Genomic DNA, 17,817 nt, shown 5'->3' with positions numbered 1-17,817 from the left:
TCGACGGCGGGTAAGGGTGGCGACGTGGGCCCGATGCCGAAGGGTCCGCCCAAGCCCGCGGGCAGTGGTGGTGGCACGCCGAAGGGTGGGGGTGACGGTGCGCCGCCGCCGGCGAAGTCCGGTGGTGACGACTCGACGCACTCGTCCAGCGCGGGTGACCCCCCGCCGCCGCCGAAGAGCGACCCGCCGCCCCCGCCGAAGGGCGACGACTCCACTCACGCCTCCAGCGCCGGTGGCGGCGGCGGCAGCCACGGCGGCGACACCCCGCCGCCCCCGAAGAGCGATCCGCCTCCGCCGCCCAAGACCGACCCCGAACCGCCGCCGTCGTCCTCGGCCGGTTCGCCGCCACCCGGCGGCACGCCGAAGGGATCGCCGGAGTCGACCACACCTTCCTCGGGCAAACCGGACAACCCGCGCGACACGGCGGTCGGCAAGGACGACCTGGTCTGCAAGTCCGACCCGGTGGACATCGCGCGCGGCACCGTCGTGCTCGCGCAGACCGACCTCGAGCTGCCGAGCCCGCTCGTGCTCGAGCGCCTGCACCTCTCGTCGTACCGGGCGGGCCGGTGGTTCGGCCCGAGCTGGACCTCGACGGTGGACCAGCGGCTCGAGGTCGACGCGGACGACATCTGCTACTTCTCGCCCGATGGCACGATCCTGGTCTACCCGCGGGTCGCCACGGGCGGCCCGGTGCTGCCGGTCGAGGGACCGCGCCACCCGCTGACTGCGCTGCCCGAAGGCGGCTACACGCTCACCGACCCGGTGCGCGGCACGGAACTGCGCTTCGGTCGCCTGCCCGGCCGCGGCGGGGAAACCCTCCCGCTGCTGGCGGCGGTCGACGCGGACGGCACACAGGTTTCCGTCGAGTACGACGAGTTCGGCGCGCCGCGGCTGCTCACGCACTCCGCGGGCTACCGGGTGGAGCTGGACAACGCCGCCGGCCGCGTGACGGCGATCCGCGTCCTCGGCGAAGGCCAGGCCCCGGTGCTCGTGCGCACGTTCGGCTACGACGAACTGGGCCGGCTCACCCGCGTGATCAACTCCTCCGGCCTGGCGGAGCAGTTCGACTACGACGCCGACGGCCGCCTCACCGGGTGGCAGGACCGCAACGGCACCTGGTACCGCTACGTCTACGACGCCGAAGGCCGCTGCGTGCGCACGGTCGGCGACCGCGGCTTCTTCGACGGCAAGTTCGACTACGACCGCGAACGCCGGATCACGCGGTTCACCGACTCGCTGGGCCACACCACGGAGTTCCAGCTCAACGAAGCCGCACAGGTCGTGCGTGAAACCGGGCCGCTCGGCGCCACCGTGGTGTCCACTTGGGACCGCTACGACCGGCTGCGGTCGCGCACGGACGCGCTCGGCGGCACGACGGTCTACGAGTACACCGAAGAGGGCCTGCTGACCGCCGTGATCCGGCCGGACGGCAGCCGGGCCGAGGTGGCTGCCGATCCCGACGGCACGCTGACCGTCACCGTCGCGAGCGCCGGGCGGACGTGGCGGCGCGGGTACCCGCCGGGCACGGCGCCCGACCTCTACACCGCACAGGCCGGCACCGCGACCGCGTTCGCGCGCGACGACCAGCTGTCCGCCGGCGCTCCCGTCGTTCCCACTGACGACCCCGTGGAGCGCGACCAGTTCGGCCGCCCGCGGATCGTCACCGACGCGGCGGGCGGGCGCACCCGGCTCGGCTGGACCGTGGAGGGTCTGCCGGCCAGCCGGGTCGGCCCGGCCGGGCGGCGCGAGGACTGGCGCTACGACGCCGAAGGCAACGTCGTGGAGCACAGCGGGGTGCGGTTCGAGTACGGCCCGTTCGACCTCCCGGTGGTCAAGATCGACGCCACCGGCGCCCGGACGTCCTACGAGTACGACACCGAGCTGCGGCTGATCCGGATCACCAACCCGGCGGGGCTGTCGTGGAGCTACACCTACGACGCCGCCGGCCGCGTGACCTCGGAGACCGACTTCGACGGGCGCGTGCTGCGGTTCGCCTACGACGCGGCGGGCCGGCTCGTGGAGTCGGTCGACGGCCTCGGCTCGGTCAGCACCTACGCCTACGACGCGCTCGGCAACGTCGCCGAACGTCGCACCGCCACCGGAACGACGACCTACGCCTACGACCCGGTCGGGTTCCTCGTGCGCGCCACCGAGGACGGCTGCGTGCTGGAGGTCGAGCGCGACGAGCACGGCCAGGTGATCCGCGAGTCCGTGGACGGGCGAGCGGTCACCTACGTCCACGACGAGCAGGGGACCCGTCGCACCACGCCGTCCGGCGCGGTCAGCGCGTGGGCCTTCGACGAGGCCGGCCTGCCGGTGACGCTGTCGGCGGCCGCGCACGAGGTGGTGTTCCGCTACGACGCGGCGGGCCGGGAGGTCGAGCGCGCGGTCGGCGGCGCAGTGGTGCTGGCGCAGGCGTTCGACGCCGAACACCGGCTGGTCGGCCAGACCGTGACGGCCCCGGCGGGCGTCGTGCAACGGCGCGCGTACACCTACCAGCCCGACGGCCGGCTCGCCGGCGTCGACGACGCACTGTCGGGCCCGACGCGCTACCGCCTCGACCCGGCGGGCCGGGTCACCGGCGTCGCGCGGCGTGAGGGCGAGGAGACCTACGCCTACGACGCGTCGGGCAACATCCTGCACTCGCGCGGCCCCCTCGCCGAACCCGACGCGGGCCCGCGCGGCTACACCGGCAACCGCCTGTCCGCGGCGGGCGCGGTCCGCTACGCACACGACGCGCAGGGCCGGGTCATCGCGCGCCACGAACCGGCCGCCGCCGGCGTCCGCACGTGGACGTACCGCTGGGACGCCCGCGACCGGCTGGTCGCCGTGGGGACGCCGGAGGGCGGCGAATGGCGCTACCGCTACGACCCGCTCGGCCGGCGCGTCGCGAAGCAGTTCTGGCTGCCCGGCGCGGCCGAGCCGGCGGAGGAGACCCTGTTCGTGTGGAGCGGCCAGCTGCTGGTCGAGCAGCTGCAGCGCACCCGCGACGGCCAGCGGCTCGCGCTGACGTGGGACCACGTGCCCGGCACCGTGCGGCCGGTGACGCAGACCGAGCAGCTCGGCACCGCCGTGCGGTTCTTCTCGTTCGTCACCGACCAGGTCGGCACGCCCGTGGACCTGGTAGCCGCGGACGGGGCTGTGGCCTGGCACGCGAACGCGTCGCTGTGGGGCCGCACCCGCCCGGACCGCGCCGGCGGGGCCACCCCGCTGCGCTTCCCCGGCCAGTACGCCGACGACGAGACCGGGCTGCACTACAACGTCTACCGCTACTACGACCCGGGCACCGGCCGCTACCTCAGCCAGGACCCGCTCGGCCTCGTCCCGGCCCCGAACCCGGTCACCTACGTGCCCAACCCGCTGTTCGACGCCGACCCGCTCGGCCTCGGCAGCTGCATGAGCAAGAACAACCCGGCGACCGACGACGAGGTCCCACCCCCGAACCGTCCTGCCCAAACCGGCGGTGGCGACGCGGGCCACGTGCAGGACACCAACCCGCCCGCGCCGAGCCGCCCGTCCTCACCACCGCCGGACACGAAACCGGGCGGAAGTGAACCCGGGCCCGCCGGGAAGTCGGACGACGCCCCGGAAAGCCAGGACGGCCACGACAACGACCCGGCGTCGGACGGCAAGAGCGATCACGGTTCCGACCACGATCCAGCCTCGGATGGCAAGAGCGACCACGACTCGGACCACGAGGGCGGACCCGATTCGGACCACCAGAGCGAGCACGGCCCAGGCCACGAGGAAGAAGAGAACCCGTGGTTCGGCGGTGACGACGACGGCTTCTTCGGCATGGGCGGCAGCGACGACGACCTCTTCGGCGACGGCCCGAAGATCGACTACGGGGGCCAGGCCCACCACGCCGAGCACCCGAACGACGTCCTCGACCGGCCCGACGCCGACTTCGGCAAGGCCCGCCCGCAGCTGACGCCGGACGAGACCGCCAAGCTCGACTCCCACTGGGACCAGCAGGCCAAGGACAACAAGGAGCAGTACGAAGAGCTGCTGAAGGACCCCGACCACGGCGACGCCGCGCCGGACAAGACCCAGATCGACGAGGCGCACATCGGGCTCGACCTGAACAAGCAGGGCGTGGGCCCGTTCGCCGACGGCGTCAGCCGTCCGAGCGGGCTGGGCGGCGGCGACCTCATCGACGGCAAGGGGCAGAGCTGGGACGTGAAGTCCATGCACTCCGACTGGCCGCCCGGTTCGAAGCACCCGGAGGGCGCGGAGTTCAAGGACGGGTACAACGACGCGAAGTTCGAGAAGACACTGGACAAGCAGATCAACACCAGCGGCCGCAACGTCATCGTCGACACGCGCAACGCCAATCAGCAGGCCATCGACAGCATGAACCGGATCGTCAACGAGAAGGGGTGGAATGGCAAGGTCATCTTCTACCCGTGAGGGGTGGGCGCCACGCAGCTGGCCGGCCGACGAACGCGCGGCGGCGCAGCTGCGGGAGTGGCTCGCGACCCCCGAGGGGGAACGCGGCGTGGGGTCCGATCTCGACTTCTCGAACGCGGAGCTGCCCGGACTCGACGTCCGCGGGTTCTGGCTCGTCCACTCGGCCTTCCGCGCCACGGTGCTGCGCGACGCGCGGCTCGGGCACACGCACCTCGACCGCTCGGACTTCACCGGCGCGGATCTGACCGGGGCGGACCTGACCGACGCGGAGGGCGAGGGCACGGTGCTGCGCGAGGCGACCCTGCGCGGCGCGGTGCTACGGGGGTGCGAGTTCTTCGGCGCCGACCTGTCCGGTGCCGACCTCTCGGGCGCGGTACTGGCCGACGCGGCCTTCTACGACACCCGCTTCGACGGCGCCCAGCTGGGCAGCGTCACGGCCGACAAGCTGGTCCTGCGGGACAGCGTGTTCGACGGCGCGGACGTCACCGGGTTCACCGGCACCGTCGTCGGCCCGATCCGGATCGTCCTGCGCGGCGAGCGCACGTCGGTGGACGGGCCTGAGCTCGAGCAGTGGTTCGCCGCCCGAGGGGCCGAAATCCGCCGCTTCGTCCCGCGAACCTGACGGCGCGACGAAAACGCGGCCCCTCCCCGAAGCACGGAGGGGCCGCGTTTTTCGCGTCGCCGGCTCAGCGCCTGTACAGCGCCTCGATGTCGGACGCGTAGTTCCTGTTCACCACGTTGCGCTTGAGCTTCAGGCTCGGCGTGATCTCGCCGCTCGCCTCGGTGAAGTCCTTCGCCAGCACGGTGAACTTCTTGATCGCCTCGGCGTGGGAGACCTGCTTGTTGGCCTCGTCGACGGCGGTCTGTATGTCGCGCAGCAGGTCCTGGTCGGCGGCGAGGTCGGAGACCGTGGCCTGCGCCGGTTTGCCGTGCTGGGTCTTCCAGGCGGGGAAGAACTCCTCGTCGATGGTGACGAGCGCGGCGATGAACGGGCGCTGGTCGCCGACGACCATGGCCTGGCTGATGAGCGGCGAGGCCTTGATGGTGTCCTCGAGGCCGGACGGGGCGACGTTCTTGCCGCCCGCCGTCACGATGATCTCCTTCTTGCGGCCGGTGATCTTGAGGAAGCCGTCGGAGTCGAGCTCGCCCAGGTCGCCGGTGTGGAACCAGCCGTCGGTGAGGGCTTCGGCGGTCGCGGCGGGGTTGTTGTAGTACGCGCCGAACACGACGTCGCCCTTGAGGAGGATCTCGCCGTCGTCGGCGATGCGCACCGAGGTGCCCGCCACGGGCTTGCCGACGGTGCCCACGCGGAACGCCGTCTTGGTGTTCACGTTCGCCGCCGCCGAGGTCTCGGTGAGGCCGTAGCCCTCGAACACCGGCACGCCGATGCCGCGGAAGAAGTGGGCCAGGCGCGCGCCGAGCGGGGCGCCGCCGGACACCGCGGCGACGCAGCGCCCGCCGAGCGCCGCGCGCAGCTTGCTGTACACGAGCTTGTCGAACACCAGGTGCTTCGCGCGCAGCCCGAAGGAGGCGCCGCCGTTGTCCTGCGCCTGGCTGTACTCGACCGCCACGGCCTCGGCCGCGTCGAAGATCTTGCCCTTGCCGTCGCCGTGGGCCTTCTGCTTGGCCGAGTTGTAGACCTTCTCGAACACGCGCGGCACGGCGACCACGAACGTCGGCCGGAACGTGCCGAGGTCGGCCACCAGGTTCTTCACGTCCGGCGTGTGGCCCAGCGTCACGCGGGCCGACAGCGCGGTCACGGCGATCGCGCGGGCGAGGATGTGCGCGAGCGGCAGGAAGCACAGCAGCGAGTTGCCCTGCTCCATGAGCTCGGGGAACGCCTCGATGTCGGCGCGGATCTCGGCCAGCAGGTTGCGGTGCGTCAGCTCCACGCCCTTCGGCCGGCCGGTGGTGCCCGACGTGTAGACGATCGTGGCGAGCTCACCCGCGGTGACTTCGCGGCGGCGCGCGTGCAGCTGCTCGTCGGTGATCTCGGCGCCCAGCGCGGTGAGCTCGTCGACGGCGGGCGCGGCGCCCTCGATCTGCCAGGTGCGCTGCAGCGCGGTGAGGCGGTTGCGGATTTCGTCGACGGAACCGCGGTGCGCATCGGTTTCGACCAGCACGGCCTTGGCGGCCGAATCGGACAGGATCCAGTGCACCTGCTCGGGGGAGGACGTCTCGTAGATCGGGACGGTGACGGCTCCGGCGGCCCAGATCGCGAAGTCGATCAGGGTCCACTCGTACCGGGTCTTGGACATCAGCGCGACCCGGTCGCCGTGGCCGACGCCGGCGGCGATCAGGCCCTTCGCGACGGCCGCGACCTGGTCGGCGAAGTCCTTGGCCGTCACGTCCAGCCAGGTGCCGTCGACCTGCCTGCGGAAGCTCACGACGTCGGAGAACCGCTCGGCGTTCGCCCAGACGACGTCGGCCAGGTTCTCGTCGTCGGTCACCGGCTTCCCGGCGGGGGCGCTGTATTCGCGCACGTGGACCTCCGTGTTCGACGCGTGCGGGGTTACCCGCCGGTCAACTTAGCTTGCCGTAGACCTTAAGACCACGCCGCGGCGCCCCACCGGACGAGGTCGTGACATTCTGCGCCGGTGAACCCCGGACCGCCCGCTCTCGATCTTGTGGACGAGACCTTCATCGTGGTGCCGCCCAGCACGCTGGCCGCGGCGTTCGCCGACCCGGCGTCGTGGCGGCGCTACTGGCCCGATCTCGTGCTGGAGGTCTACACCGACCGTGGTGACAAGGGTCTGCGCTGGACCGTCACCGGCGCGCTCGTCGGTACGATGGAGATCTGGCTGGAACCCGTGCTCGACGGCACCGTGCTGCACTACTTCCTGCGCGCGACGCCCGCCGGCCCCGGTGGTGCGCCGCGGCAGCTGACGTGGCGTGAGCTGCGCCGGGAGCAGGACCGGCGGGCCCGCGCCGCGAAGGACCTCGCACTGGGGCTGAAGGACGTCCTCGAGGACGGGCGAGCGCCCGGGCTCCCACCGCGGACCGAGGACTGACTAGGAGGGTCTTGTGCGGGTTCACGTCGTTTCGGACGTGCACGGCAACGCCGACGCGCTGAAGCGGGCGGGGGAGGGGGCCGACGCGCTCGTCGTGCTCGGTGACCTGCTGGACTTCGTCGACTACCGCGAGCACGACAAGGGCATCATGGGCGCCCTGTTCGGCGCGGAGAAGGTGGCGCAGTTTGCGCGCCTGCGCCGCGAGGGCACCCGCGACGAGACGGTCGCCTACTCGCGCACGCTGTGGGCCACGCTCGACGACCCGGCCGCGGCCGTCGACGAGGCGGTGCGCGAGCAGTACGCCACGCTGTTCGCCTCGATGACGGCACCCACGTACGCCACGCCCGGCAACGTCGACTCGCCCGTGCTGTGGCCCGAATTCGCCGGCGACGGCGTGCAGGTGCTCGACGGCGAGGTCACCACCATCGGCGGCCTGCGCTTCGGCTTCGTCGGTGGCGCGGTGCTGCCCGAGGGGGTGGTGCCGCGCCCGCGCAAGGGCGCCGCCTGGCGCCCCTACCTGCGGGCTCGTGAGGACTTCGACGCGTCGGTGGCGAAGCTGTCCGGCGTCGACGTGCTCTGCACGCACATCCCGCCGGCCCTGCCGGAGCTGACCTACGACGTGGTCGCGCGACGCGCCGAACTGGGCTCGCAGGCCCTGCTGGAGCTCGTCCGCGAGCAGCGCCCGCGCTGGTCGGTGTTCGGCCACGTGCACCAGCCGCTGGCCGCCCGCCGCCGCGTCGGCTACACCGAGTGCCGTAACGTCGGTCACTTCAAGGAGACCGGGCAGCCCTACGTGCTGCGCTGGTGACGACGTAGTCCGGCTACGCTTCGTTCATGGCCGAGCAGTCCACGCAGTCCATCGAGGTCGACGCCGAGCCCCGCCGGGTGATGTCGGTGATCGCCGACTTCCCCGCGTACCCCGAGTGGGCGAAGGCCGTCCAGGAGGTCGAGGTGCTGGGCACCGACGACGCCGGGCGGGCCAAACAGGTGAAGCTGACCCTGGACGCCGGGCCGATCAAGGACGTCTACACCCTCGAGTACGACTGGGACGCCTCCGGGCTCGGCGTGAGCTGGCACCTGGTCAAGGGCCAGATGCAGAAGGCGCAGAACGGCCGTTACGCGCTGGAGCAGCTCGGCGAGGGGCGCACGAAGGTCACTTACACGCTCTCGGTGGAGCTGGCGCTGCCGATGATCGGCCTGCTGCGGCGCAAGGCCGAGAAGATGGTGATGGACACGGCGCTCAAGGAACTGAAGCGACGGGCCGAAGGCTAGAGGGCGACATGCGGATCCTGCTGTTCACCGGCAAGGGGGGTGTCGGGAAGACCACGCTCGCCGCGGCCACCGCCACCGCGCTGGCCGGCCGCGGCAGGAAGACGCTCGTGGTTTCCACCGACCCCGCCCACTCCCTCGGCGACGCGTTCGCCGCGCCGCTGGGGTCGGAGCCGTCCGAAGTGGACGTGCGGGGCGACGGCTCGCCGGCGGGGCTGTGGGCGGCGCAGGTCGATTCGCGCGCGCTGGCCGACCGGACGTGGCACGGCCTGCGTGACCAGCTGCGGAGCGTCCTCACCGGCGCCGGGCTCGACACGCTGGACGCCGAGGAGCTGACCGTGCTGCCGGGCGTCGACGAGCTGCTGGCCCTCGGCGAAGTGCGCCGGCTGGCCGGGCAGGGGCCGTGGGACACCGTGGTGGTCGACTGCGGCCCGACCGCCGAAACGCTGCGGCTGCTCGCGCTGCCCGAGGCCGTGGCCGGCTACCTGGCCCGCGCGCACGGCCGGCGCGGCCGCGTCGCGAGTTCGGTGCGGCGGCTCGGCGCGCACCTGGACGCGCTGCGCGAGTTGCTGACCGATCCGACCGTGACGACGGTCCGGCTCGTGCTCACGCCCGAGCGGGTCGTGGTCGCCGAGGCGCGCCGGACGTTGACGTCGCTGGCGCTGCGGGGCATCGCCGTCGACGGGCTGATCGCCAACCGCCTGATGCCCGCGCCGGGGTTCTGGCGCGGGTCCGCGGCCACGTGGCTGCGCACGCGGCGCGCGCAGCAGGACGCGGTGCTGGCCGAACTCGCCGGCGCCGGGTTCGGGCCGGGTGAGCTCGCGCGCGTCGAGCACCGGGCGAGCGAACCGGTGGGCGCGGGCGCGCTCGCCGAGCTGGCCCGTGAGCTCTACGGCACGCGGGATCCCCTGTCCGGCAACGGAAAACCCGTCACCCCGCTGCTGCAGGTGACGCCGGCGGGAGACGGGTTCCAGCTGCGCGTCGCGATCCCGCTGCAGCGGGAGGCCGACGTGGACCTCGCCCGCGTCGACGACGACCTGGCGATCACCGTGGACGGCTTCCGGCGGCTGATCGCCCTGCCGGAGACGCTGCGGCCGTGCCGGATCACCGGCGCGGAATCCGACGGAGGCGGCCTGGTGATCAGCCTGGCCGGGAACCGGGGCGGCGCGTGAGCGAACAGGACGAGCCGGGACACGCCGCCGAGGGCCTGCGGCTGGCCGAGGAGATCCGGCTCCTGGTCGAGATGGTCGTGGAGCGCGCCGCGCCGTGGCTGGAGGGCGTGGTCGCCGCCGGGCACGGTCAGGACCGCGACGAACCGCCCCGGGACGGGGAGACCTCCGCGTGCGGGTGGTGTCCGCTGTGTGCGATCGTCGCCGTCGTGCGAGGGGAGCGGCCGGAGTTCGCCGCCCGGCTGCTCGAGCAGGCGGCGCAGCTCGTGGCGTTGCTGCGGGCGGTGCTCGCGGATCGCTGGGAGCCGGACGCGGGTGTGCACATGCCGGGTTTCCGGCCCGAGCCCCGCCCCCCGGCTCCGGCGGACGAGCCGGTGGGTGCGCGCGTGCAGCGCATCACCGTGCGCAAGCGGGAAGACTGGCGGCCGGAGCAGGAGAACTGAGTGCTGACGATCGGGGTGGACGTCGGCGGCACGAGCGTGCGCGCCGGGGTGGTGGACGAGCGGGGATCGCTCCTGGACACCGCCCGTGTCGGGACACCGAGTGAGGAGAACGCTCTCGAGGACGCCATCGCCGGCGTCGTCGAGGACCTGCGCAACCGCCACGACGTGGCGGCCGTGGGCCTGGCCGTGGCCGGGTTCGTGGCGCGCGACCGGCGCTCGGTGATGTTCGCGCCGCACCTCGCGTGGCGCGACGCGCCCGTGGCCGACCGCATCGAAAAGCGCGTGGGCCTGCCGGTGACGCTGGAGCACGACGTGAACTCGGCCGTTGTCGGCGAGCACCGCTTCGGCGCCGCCCGGGGCGCGCAGGTGGCCGCGCTGGTCGCACTGGGCACCGGTATCGGTGCCGGCCTGCTGCTCGACGGCGAGATCTACCGCGGCGCGTACGGCGTCGCCCCGGAGCTGGGTCACCTGACGGTGGTGCCGGGCGGGCGCGCGTGCCCGTGCGGGAAGTACGGCTGCTGGGAGCGCTACTGCAGCGGGACGGCGCTGGCCGCCACCGCGGTGGAGCTGCTGGCCCGTTACCCGGGCCGCTCGACGGTGCTCTCCCGCGAGCTCGCGGGTGACCCGGGCTCGGTGACCGGCCGCCGCGTCGCCGGCGCCGCCCGCGACGGCGACCCCATCGCGTTGCGCGCGATGGCCGAGCTGGCCAAGTGGCTGGGAGAGGGCCTGGCCCTGGTGGCCGACGTCTTCGACCCCGAGATCATCGTCATCGGCGGCGGCGTGTCCGAATCCGCGCCGCTGTTCCTCGACGAAGCCCGCGAACACTACGCGGGCGCCATCACCGGCGCCCGCCACCGCCCGCTGGCCCGCATCCGCACCGCCCACCTCGGCGACGACACGGCCATCGTGGGCGCCGCCGCCCTGGCCCTCGACGCGGCGAAGGCCGACGTGGCCGAAGTCGCCGGCTGAGCGCCGGCCGGGTCGTCGTCCACGCGGAGGCTGCGGAGCGCGGGCTTTGTGTGGAAGGCTGGTCGGGTGACGCCGATGACCGCGAACCGCTTCGTGCGGTGTTCGTGCGGGCGGCTGCACTGGGGGGCGCACGGCGCGGCCGGGCTGCTGCTGTGCGATCCCGAGCGCGGTGTGCTGCTGCAGCGGCGCGCCTGGTGGGTGCACAACGGCAGCACGTGGGCGCTGCCCGGCGGCGCGATCGAGACTGGCGAATCCGTGCGCGAAGCGGCGGCGCGCGAGGCGTGGGAAGAGGCGGACGTGCCGCGGTCGGCGTTCCGGGCGCTCTCGGCGTCGGTGCTCGACCACGAGACCTGGGCGTACACGACGGTGCTCGGCGTGGCCGACGGGTCGCTCGACGCGCGGGTCGCGAACCAGGAGAGCGCGGAGCTGCGGTGGGTCGCGCCCGGGGACGTCGCCGATCTGCCGCTGCACCGGGACTTCGCGGCGTCGTGGCCGCACCTGCGCGAACAGCTGGGCCGGGAGCTCGTGCTGGTCGTCGACGGCGCGAACGTCGTGGGCTCGCGGCCCGACGGCTGGTGGCGCGACCGGCGCGGCGCCGCCGAGCGGCTGCGCGACCGGCTCGGGAAGCTGGCCGAGCGCGGGCTCGCCGACGACGTGGCCGGGGCCGGCGCCGGGCCGACGTGGAAGTGGTGGCCGCGGATCGTCCTCGTCGTCGAGGGCCAGGCCCGGGGCGTCGAGCCGATCGAAGGCGTGGACATCGCCACGGCCCCCGCCGACGGCGACTCCCACATCGTCGAGGTCACCGCCCAGGCGAGCCCGGGCGACCACGTCGTCGTGGTGACCGCCGACCGCGAGCTGCGCTCCCGCGTCACGGACCTCGGCGCCGGGATCATGGGCCCGGGGGCGCTGTTGCGGGAGCTCGACGCCTAGCCGCTCAGTCTTCGGGGTCCGGCACGCGGCTCACCCGGCCGACGAGGAAGACGTAGGACAGGATGCCGAGCACGGTGATCACGGTCATGTAGGCGAACCCGGGTGCGAAGCTCTCGTCGGTCACGACCAGGCCGATCACGATCGGCGTGGCGATCGAGGACAGGTTGCCGATGAAGTTGAACATCCCGCCCGTGAGCCCGAGCAGCCGCCGCGGCGCCAGCGCCGACACCAGCGACCAGGTGATCGAAGCCAGCCCGTTCCCGAAGAACGCCACCGACAGGAACACGATCACCAGCGCCGTCGAATCGGTGAAGCTCGCGCACACCATCAGCGTGGACAGCAGCAGCCCCGCGATGATCGGCCCCTTGCGCGCCGCGCCCAGCGAGGCGCCCCGGCGCACGAGGAAGTCCGACAGGACACCGGCGGCCAGCACCCCGATCAGGGCCGCGATGAACGGCAACGACGCCAGGAACCCGGACTTGAGGTAGTCCAGGTGCCGGTAGTCCACGAGGTACGTCGGGAACCAGGTCAGGAAGAACCACAGCGTCGAGGTCAGGCAGAACTGCCCGAGGTAGATGCCCCACAGCTTCCGCGAGCCGAGCACGGCCGCCAGGTCGGCCCGCGTGATGCGCGCCCGTTGCCGCCGCTCCCGCGTCAGGTCGACCAGGCCGCCGCCGGCGCGGATCAGCTCCACCTCGGCGTCGTTGGCCCGCGAATCCCGCGGTGACCGGTACAGGGCGTACCAGAGCACCGCCCAGACGATGCCGACCAGCCCGGTCGTGATGAACACCCAGTGCCAGGACACGGCCGCCTGCAGCCACGACAGCACCGGCGTGAGCAGCGCGAGCCCGATGAACTGGCCGGACGTGTAGAACCCGATCGCGGTGGCGCGTTCGCGCTCCGGGAACCACACCGTCGCGATCTTGCTGTTGATCGGGTAGGCCGGCGCTTCGAAGGTGCCCACCAGCAGCCGCAGCACGATCAGTGCCACGAACCCGCCGAAGACGCCCATGAAGGCCGTCGCCAGCGACCACAGGATCAGGCACACCGGGTACAGCACCCGCGGTGGCACGCGGTCGACCAGCCAGCCGCCGGGCAGCTGCACCGCGGCGTAGGTCCAGCCGAACGCCGACAGCAGGAGTCCTTGCTGCGCCTTGGTCAGGTCGAGCTCACCCGCGATGGCGGGCGCGGCGATCGACAGGTTCGACCGGTCCAGGTAGTTGATCACCACGGTGATGAACATCAGCACCGCGATCAGCACCCGGAACCGGGACGGCTGGGGGAGACCCGTGCGGGGGAGGGAGGTCCGGGTCATCGCGCGCACCGTCCGCCGGCGGCACGCGCGGGCAGACCAAGATCGGTTTTCGTCACAAGGCGACACTGTGCGGACGCGCTCCCGATTATGCGAACGTCGTCCCGATATCTAGGATCCCAGCGTGACCGCTCCACCGCCTGGCACGCAGACGCTCGCCCGCGGGCTCGCGGTGATCCGCGCCGTCGCCGGCGGCGCGACCACCTTGCGCGCCCTCGTGGACCGGACCGGCCTGGGCCGCAGCACCGCGCACCGGCTGGCGCAGCTGCTGGTCGCCGAGGGCTACCTGCGCAGCGGGCGCGACGGCTACACGCTCGGCCCCACGCTGATCGAGCTCGGTTTCCAGGCGTTGCACGGCAACCCGCTGCCGGTGGTGGCCCGGCCGGTGCTGGAGGAGCTCTCCGCGCAGCTGCGCGACACGGTGCACCTGGCCGTGCGCGACGGCGATTCGGTGCTGTACCTGGACAAACTGGCGGGCACCCGCGGCGCGGAGATGCGCTCGCGGATCGGGCACCGGATGCCGCTGACCCGCACCGGCGTCGGCATGGCGCTGCTGCTGGACTCGGCGCCGGAGTGGCGGTCGCTGTTCCGGGCGGAGGCGGCCGGCCAAGTCGACGACCAAGACGTCGAGGCCTTCCTGGCCCGCATGCGCGAGTACGCCGAAGCCGGGGTGGCGATGGACCTGGAGGACAACGAACCGGGCATCCGCTGCGTGGCCGCGCCGATCCGCGACGCCGGCGGCGCGATCGCCGGGGCCGTCAGCGTGTCGGCGACGCGGCCGTACATGCCGGCCGCCCGCATGCGCGGCCTGACCGCGGTCGTCGGCCGGGCGGCCGCGCAGGTCTCGGCCGCGCTCGGGCACCACTGATCCGGCGGATCAGCTCCGCGCGATCCCGTCCCGCATCTCCGCCACGAGCGAGGCCACGACGGCCTTCAACGACCCGTTGTGCTGCTTCGCCACCGCGCGCTGGCGCCGGTAGCTCGGGCCGTACTCCAGGATCGTCTCGACGTCGCGCAGTTCGCGCACGCAGTCCAGCCGCCGGGCCACGGGTTCGAGTTCCTCCAGCAGATCGGCGAGGTCGTCGGTGACCAGGCGCTCGCGGCCGGCCGCGTCGAGGATGATGATCGCGTCGGTGCCGTAGCGGGCGGCGCGCCACTTGTTCTCCTGAACGTGCCACGGCGGCAGTGTCGGGAGGTGCTCGCCGTGGTCGAGGCGCGTGCTGAAGCTCTCGACGAGGCACTGCGTCAGCGCGGCGATCGCGCCCACCTCCTCGAGCGTGGGCACGGCGTCGCACACGCGCATCTCGACGGTGCCGAAGTGCGGCGCCGGCCGGATGTCCCAGCGGATCTCCGAGAAGTGGTCGATCACGCCGGTCGTGAACATGTCCGACACGTACCGTTCGAGCTCCGCCCATTCGCGGAACTGGAACGGCAGCCCGGCCGTCGGCAGCTGCTGGAACATCAGCGCGCGGTTCGACGCGTACCCGGTGTCCTCCGCGCCCCAGTACGGCGAAGACGCGGATAGCGCCTGGAGGTGCGGCGCGTAGTTCAGCAGCGCGTCGAGCACCGGCAGCACCTTGTCGCGGTGGTCCAGTCCGACGTGCACGTGGACGCCGTAGATCAGCATCTGCCGGCCCCACCACTGCGTGCGCTCGATGAGCTTCGCGTACCGCTCCTTGTCGGTCACCTTCTGCCGGTACCAGTTGGAGAACGGGTGCGAGCCCGCCGAGAAGATCTCGACACCCAGCGGGTCGATCACCTTGTGCACCACGTCGAGCGATTCGGCCAGGTCGGCCTTCACCTCGGCGACGGTCGTGCAGACCCCGCTGATCACCTCGATGGTGTTGAGCAGCAGCTCCTGCTTGATCTTGGGGTGCTCGGCGGCGCCGTCGGGCCGCACGGCCTCGAGGATGCGTTCCGCCACGGACGAGAGCTCGCCGCTGCGCCGGTCGACCAGGGCCAGCTCCCACTCCGCGCCTATCGTCGACCGGCGCGAAGGGCTGAAGTCGATCCGCATACCCGCCCGGTCAGACCTGGGCGCCGTTGGTCGGGTCGGCGCCCGGCGGCGGGCCCTGGCGCACCCGCAGCAGCAGGAGCGCGATGGCGGTGGCGAGCGAGAGGATCCCCAGCGGCGTCGCCAGGGCCGGGCCGACGCCGATCAGGTTCGGCACGATCAGCAGCAGCAACCCGACGACGAAGAACAGCAGCACCACGAACGCGCCCTTGCGCGGGCGGGGCAGCGGCGGGGGCTCGGGTGGCACGAAGTGCTCGTCGTCCTCCGCGGGGTCGTCGGTGAACATCGTGGTGTCCCACGTGGTCCCGCCGGTGCGCCACGAGTCCGACTCGGGAGTTTCAGCCGGTTTGTCGGGTTTCGCTGTCGCCGTCGGGGTGGTGTCCGGGGGAGTGCCAGGCGAGGAGTCACCGAGCTCGAGCACGTCCTCTTCGAGGAACATGCCGACGCCCTCGGCCCGCAGATCGGCGACGATCTCGGCGAACGTCGCGTCGACGTCCTCGGGCCCGTCCGTGCCTTTCCCCCGCGTCATCCGGCACCCACCTGTCCCGCCCGCAGCGCCCGGGCGAATTCGACACTGCGGCTGAAGATCAGTTCCGCGTCGTTGTCCTGCGTCGCGACGTGGAAGCTGTTCTCCAGCACCACCTCCGTCACGTCCGGGCTGGCGATGCCGGCCAGCACCAGCCGCGAGTTCTCGGGCTCCACCACGTGGTCGACGCGCGAATGGAGCAGCAGCACCGGCTGCGTCACCTTCCCCAGGTCGGCCCGCACCACCTTCCACAGGCGCGCGAGGCTCGCGGCGGCGCGCACCGGCGTGCGCGGGTAGGCCAGCTCGGTCACGCCGGGCTTGGCGATGTCGTTGGCGATCGCGGGGATCGACGGGACCACTCGCGCCAGCAGCGGCAGCAGCTTCGCGTCGGCGCTCAGCCGCGTGACGGACGGGTTGACCAGCACGATCCCGGCGATCCGGTCGCCGAACTCCTCGGCCAGGCGCAGCGTGAGCGTGCCGCCCATGGAAAGGCCGCCGACGAACACGGTGTCGCATTCGGCCGACAGCGCGAGCAGCTCTTCGCGGACGGCGCCGTACCAATCCTGCCAAGTGGTCCGGTTGAGGTCCTGCCAGCGCGTGCCGTGGCCCGGCAGCAGCGGGCAGCGCACGGTGAACCCGGCTCCGGCCAGGTGGTCGCCCCACGCCCGCAGCCCGGCCGGCGTGCCGGTGAAGCCGTGGCACAGCAGGAACCCGGCTCCGGAGGAACCGGTGTGGGCGAACGGTTCCGCGCCGGCGAGCACGCTCATGGCGAACGCCCTTCCGATCGAAGCGGTGTAGGTCTTCCATGCTCTCACGGTCGGGTGGTCTTGTGGGGGCCCCTCCGGTGCCCCGAACCGCCTGCTACCGCTGTGAGATCGATCGCTGCCACGCAGTAGCCGTTCACCGCTCATTGTGCGCGGACGGCCGGATTTCGTACCCTTGAGCACCGAGAACTCGAACGTCGAGCCTCGGGAAGGACTGGAGCGCGGTGCTGTACTGGCTCATGAAGTTCGTGTTCATCGGCCCCCTGCTGAAGACCCTGTGGCCGACGAAGGTGGTCGGTGCCGAAAACATCCCGGAGACGGGGGGCGTCATCCTCGCCGGCAACCACCTGGCGGTCGCCGACTCGTTCTTCATGCCGCTGCGCGTGAAGCGCAAGGTCACGTTCCCGGCCAAGTCGGAGTACTTCACCGAGCCGGGCTTCAAGGGCCTGCTCAAGAAGTGGTTCTTCACCGGCGTCGGCCAGTTCCCGATCGACCGCTCGGGCGGCAACGCCGCGCAGGCCGCGCTCGACACGGCCATCCGGCTCGTGAAGCAGGGCCACCTGCTCGGGATCTACCCGGAGGGCACGCGCTCGCCCGACGGCCGGCTGTACAAGGGCAAGACCGGGGTCGCCCGCATCGCGCTCGAATCCAAGGGCCTGGTGGTCCCGGTCGCGATGGTCGGCACCGACAAGGTCAACCCGATCGGCTCGAAGATGTGGTGGCCGCGGCGGCTCGAGATCCGCTTCGGGGCACCGCTCGACTTCTCCCGCTACGACGGCCTGTCCGGCGACCGGTTCATCGAGCGCTCGATCACCGACGAGATCATGTACGCGCTCATGGAGCTCTCGGGCCAGGAGTACGTGGACATCTACGCGGCGAAGGCCAAGGAACTGCTGGCCGCGGAAGCCGCCGGAGCCGACCCGAAGGTGCCGGCCCAGCCGGCCGGGCGCGACGCCGCCCGGGTGCCGGACAGCAAGGTCGGCTAGCCGACTAGAGTTCA

Annotated in this window: 16 protein-coding genes; 11 read left to right on the top strand and 5 right to left on the bottom strand. The window is 72.4% G+C overall.

Features of this window, described 5'->3' with window-relative positions:
- Positions 1-33: 33 nt before the first annotated feature.
- Together ACIA77_RS34320 and ACIA77_RS34315 are read left to right on the top strand one after the other, a co-directional pair.
- Positions 34-4,410 (top strand): RHS repeat-associated core domain-containing protein, encoded by a 4,377-nt coding sequence (locus ACIA77_RS34320; protein WP_395890203.1) that lies wholly within the window; start codon positions 34-36, stop codon positions 4,408-4,410.
- Positions 4,385-5,032, top strand: a complete 648-nt coding sequence (locus tag ACIA77_RS34315; protein WP_395890202.1) for a pentapeptide repeat-containing protein — start codon at positions 4,385-4,387, stop codon at positions 5,030-5,032. Before ACIA77_RS34320 ends, ACIA77_RS34315 begins: the two co-directional genes overlap by 26 nt.
- Before the next feature lie 64 nt (positions 5,033-5,096).
- On the opposite strand, the gene ACIA77_RS34310 is transcribed toward ACIA77_RS34315, so the two are convergent.
- Positions 5,097-6,893 carry an AMP-dependent synthetase/ligase gene (locus ACIA77_RS34310; RefSeq protein ID WP_395890201.1) on the bottom strand — a complete coding sequence of 599 codons (1,797 nt, stop codon included), beginning with the start codon at positions 6,891-6,893 and terminating at the stop codon, positions 5,097-5,099.
- Between the two features lie 114 nt (positions 6,894-7,007).
- On the opposite strand from ACIA77_RS34310, the gene ACIA77_RS34305 reads away from it, so the two are divergent.
- The 7 genes from ACIA77_RS34305 (at position 7,008) to ACIA77_RS34275 (ending at position 12,201) form a co-directional block, all read left to right on the top strand.
- Positions 7,008-7,421 carry a polyketide cyclase / dehydrase and lipid transport gene (locus ACIA77_RS34305; protein WP_395890200.1) on the top strand — a complete coding sequence of 138 codons (414 nt, stop codon included), beginning with the start codon at positions 7,008-7,010 and terminating at the stop codon, positions 7,419-7,421.
- 13 nt (positions 7,422-7,434) lie between these two features.
- Positions 7,435-8,229, top strand: a complete 795-nt coding sequence (locus ACIA77_RS34300) for a metallophosphoesterase (protein ID WP_395890199.1) — start codon at positions 7,435-7,437, stop codon at positions 8,227-8,229.
- Positions 8,230-8,255: 26 nt separating this feature from the next.
- Positions 8,256-8,693: an SRPBCC family protein gene (locus tag ACIA77_RS34295; RefSeq protein WP_395890198.1), complete on the top strand. Its 438-nt coding sequence runs from the start codon at positions 8,256-8,258 to the stop codon at positions 8,691-8,693.
- An 8-nt stretch (positions 8,694-8,701) separates the two neighbouring features.
- Positions 8,702-9,862: an ArsA family ATPase gene (locus tag ACIA77_RS34290; RefSeq protein WP_395890197.1), complete on the top strand. Its 1,161-nt coding sequence runs from the start codon at positions 8,702-8,704 to the stop codon at positions 9,860-9,862.
- On the top strand, positions 9,859-10,302 hold the full coding sequence (locus ACIA77_RS34285; protein ID WP_395890196.1) for a hypothetical protein: 444 nt from the start codon (positions 9,859-9,861) through the stop codon (positions 10,300-10,302). The genes ACIA77_RS34290 and ACIA77_RS34285 overlap by 4 nt, the downstream gene beginning before the upstream one ends.
- 15 nt (positions 10,303-10,317) lie before the next feature.
- Positions 10,318-11,271: an ROK family protein gene (locus ACIA77_RS34280; protein WP_204097353.1), complete on the top strand. Its 954-nt coding sequence runs from the start codon at positions 10,318-10,320 to the stop codon at positions 11,269-11,271.
- A 66-nt stretch (positions 11,272-11,337) separates the two neighbouring features.
- Positions 11,338-12,201: an NUDIX domain-containing protein gene (locus tag ACIA77_RS34275; RefSeq protein ID WP_395890195.1), complete on the top strand. Its 864-nt coding sequence runs from the start codon at positions 11,338-11,340 to the stop codon at positions 12,199-12,201.
- A 4-nt stretch (positions 12,202-12,205) separates the two neighbouring features.
- Here the strand turns inward: ACIA77_RS34275 and ACIA77_RS34270 are convergent, their stop codons facing one another.
- Positions 12,206-13,516, bottom strand: a complete 1,311-nt coding sequence (locus tag ACIA77_RS34270) for an MFS transporter (protein WP_395890194.1) — start codon at positions 13,514-13,516, stop codon at positions 12,206-12,208.
- 121 nt (positions 13,517-13,637) lie between these two features.
- On the opposite strand from ACIA77_RS34270, the gene ACIA77_RS34265 reads away from it, so the two are divergent.
- Positions 13,638-14,381: an IclR family transcriptional regulator gene (locus ACIA77_RS34265; RefSeq protein WP_395890193.1), complete on the top strand. Its 744-nt coding sequence runs from the start codon at positions 13,638-13,640 to the stop codon at positions 14,379-14,381.
- Between the two features lie 9 nt (positions 14,382-14,390).
- Here ACIA77_RS34265 and ACIA77_RS34260 read toward each other — a convergent pair whose 3' ends face one another.
- Genes ACIA77_RS34260 through ACIA77_RS34250 form a run of 3 tightly spaced genes read right to left on the bottom strand, consistent with a single transcriptional unit; the run spans position 14,391 to position 16,820 of the window.
- On the bottom strand, positions 14,391-15,530 hold the full coding sequence (locus ACIA77_RS34260; RefSeq protein WP_395890192.1) for a glutamate--cysteine ligase: 1,140 nt from the start codon (positions 15,528-15,530) through the stop codon (positions 14,391-14,393).
- Positions 15,531-15,540: 10 nt separating this feature from the next.
- On the bottom strand, positions 15,541-16,056 hold the full coding sequence (locus ACIA77_RS34255) for a hypothetical protein (RefSeq protein WP_395890191.1): 516 nt from the start codon (positions 16,054-16,056) through the stop codon (positions 15,541-15,543).
- Positions 16,053-16,820: an alpha/beta hydrolase gene (locus tag ACIA77_RS34250; protein ID WP_395890190.1), complete on the bottom strand. Its 768-nt coding sequence runs from the start codon at positions 16,818-16,820 to the stop codon at positions 16,053-16,055. Before ACIA77_RS34250 ends, ACIA77_RS34255 begins: the two co-directional genes overlap by 4 nt.
- Before the next feature lie 221 nt (positions 16,821-17,041).
- On the opposite strand from ACIA77_RS34250, the gene ACIA77_RS34245 reads away from it, so the two are divergent.
- Positions 17,042-17,803, top strand: coding sequence for a lysophospholipid acyltransferase family protein (locus ACIA77_RS34245; RefSeq protein WP_395890189.1), 762 nt, complete (start codon positions 17,042-17,044; stop codon positions 17,801-17,803).
- Positions 17,804-17,817: the final 14 nt, after the last annotated feature.

This window comes from Amycolatopsis sp. NPDC051903, from assembly GCF_044452505.1.
Classification (GTDB): Bacteria; Actinomycetota; Actinomycetes; order Mycobacteriales; family Pseudonocardiaceae; genus Amycolatopsis.
The sequence above is the reverse complement of the archived record's forward strand: the minus strand, read 5'-3'. Positions and strand labels throughout refer to the sequence as shown.

Excerpts from the sequence above, each read along its gene's own strand:
- ACIA77_RS34260 (WP_395890192.1), bottom strand. The coding sequence starts at position 15,530 with ATGCGGATCGACTTCAGCCCTTCGCGCCGGTCGACGATAGGCGCGGAG.
- ACIA77_RS34270 (WP_395890194.1), bottom strand. The coding sequence starts at position 13,516 with ATGACCCGGACCTCCCTCCCCCGCACGGGTCTCCCCCAGCCGTCCCGG.
- ACIA77_RS34255 (WP_395890191.1), bottom strand. The coding sequence starts at position 16,056 with ATGACGCGGGGGAAAGGCACGGACGGGCCCGAGGACGTCGACGCGACG.
- ACIA77_RS34320 (WP_395890203.1), top strand. The coding sequence starts at position 34 with ATGCCGAAGGGTCCGCCCAAGCCCGCGGGCAGTGGTGGTGGCACGCCG.
- ACIA77_RS34315 (WP_395890202.1), top strand. The coding sequence starts at position 4,385 with ATGGCAAGGTCATCTTCTACCCGTGAGGGGTGGGCGCCACGCAGCTGG.
- ACIA77_RS34295 (WP_395890198.1), top strand. The coding sequence starts at position 8,256 with ATGGCCGAGCAGTCCACGCAGTCCATCGAGGTCGACGCCGAGCCCCGC.
- ACIA77_RS34250 (WP_395890190.1), bottom strand. The coding sequence starts at position 16,820 with ATGAGCGTGCTCGCCGGCGCGGAACCGTTCGCCCACACCGGTTCCTCC.
- ACIA77_RS34290 (WP_395890197.1), top strand. The coding sequence starts at position 8,702 with ATGCGGATCCTGCTGTTCACCGGCAAGGGGGGTGTCGGGAAGACCACG.